At 56.2% G+C, this 1,120-nt stretch carries 1 protein-coding gene; it reads right to left on the bottom strand.

Annotated features, from left to right (window positions below; genetic code table 11):
* Positions 1-183 precede the first annotated feature (183 nt).
* The gene (locus tag CW742_RS14475; RefSeq protein ID WP_292421588.1) at positions 184-978 is read right to left on the bottom strand and encodes an ABC transporter ATP-binding protein; all 795 of its coding nucleotides are present in this window, start codon (positions 976-978) and stop codon (positions 184-186) included.
* Positions 979-1,120 lie beyond the last annotated feature (142 nt).

Raw genomic sequence — 1,120 nt, 5'->3', positions numbered from 1 at the left:
GGGACACTCTGACAAAAAGTTATCGCGTAAAAGAAATTGATGCCGCCGCGGGGCGTCCTTCGGGGCGGCGGCCGTTCATCATAATCGGGGGTATGGGGGCATCAGCCCCCATCATTATACCCTTCCCGTTTTTCATGAGAAATCTTTTTTCTGTTCGGCAGGTCTTTCGATCACGCCCATCTCTTAATATCCGGTCGCGTAGTAATACCCGTCATCCTTCCGGATGGTAACCGGGACATCGAAGAGCCGGCTGACCGGGCCGTCTGCAAGCAATTCCTCCTTGGGGCCGTCGCCCACAATCTTCCCGTTCTTCATGAGGATAACCCGCCCGATCTCCGGTATGATATCAGGCAGGCTGTGGGTAACAAGAATGATTGCCGTTCCGTTCGCTGCGATCTTCCGTATCGTCTGGCGGAAGGCATGGAGCGCATGGAGGTCGAGGCTGTTCGTTGGCTCGTCAAGGATCAGGACCTCCGGGTCGTGGACCATGGCCCTCCCGATGAGGAACCGGCGCGCCTCTCCCGATGATAGTTCGGTCATCGGCCGGTTGCAGAGATTGCCCACTTCGAGGAATGCGCTGATCTCGTCTGCCTTTTGCTTCATCTCCGCTGTGACTTCGCGGTTGAAAAGCCCGATACTGGAAAAGAAACCGGAGAGGATGACCTCCCTGCCAGTGATCTCCCGCGTAAAGGTATACTGGAGATCATTCGAGACGATCCCAAACGATGATCGCAGAAGAAAAACGTCCCAGGTATCCTTCCCGCAGATGCGGAAGGTGACCGGCCCGCGATCGAGCACCGGGTAAAACTCCCGCATGATCGTCTTTATGAACGTGGATTTCCCTGCACCGTTGGGCCCGAGAATCGCCACGCTCTCGCCCCGCGGGATAGCGAGCGAGAGGGAATCAAGGACAATCTTCTCCCTGTGAAAGACGGTTACGTTATCAAACTCCAGGAAGGGGGGGTCGTGTTCGTCCATATTCAGGCAGGTTCCCTTTGTTCTTTACCGTGACTCGGTCTTTTCGGTTCTACTACCCGGTTTGCCCGGATCGTGTAGGTGATCCGCGTTGTCGTCCCGTGGTTTTATGATAGGGAGGCACCGGCCCGTTCACAGACCCCGC

The organism is Methanoregula sp., from assembly GCF_002835825.1.
In the GTDB taxonomy this organism is placed as follows: Archaea; Halobacteriota; Methanomicrobia; order Methanomicrobiales; family Methanospirillaceae; genus Methanoregula.
This window is presented reverse-complemented; position numbering and strand designations above follow the sequence as displayed.

Coding starts and splice junctions, on each gene's coding strand:
- CW742_RS14475 (WP_292421588.1), bottom strand. CDS start 978: ATGGACGAACACGACCCCCCCTTCCTGGAGTTTGATAACGTAACCGTC.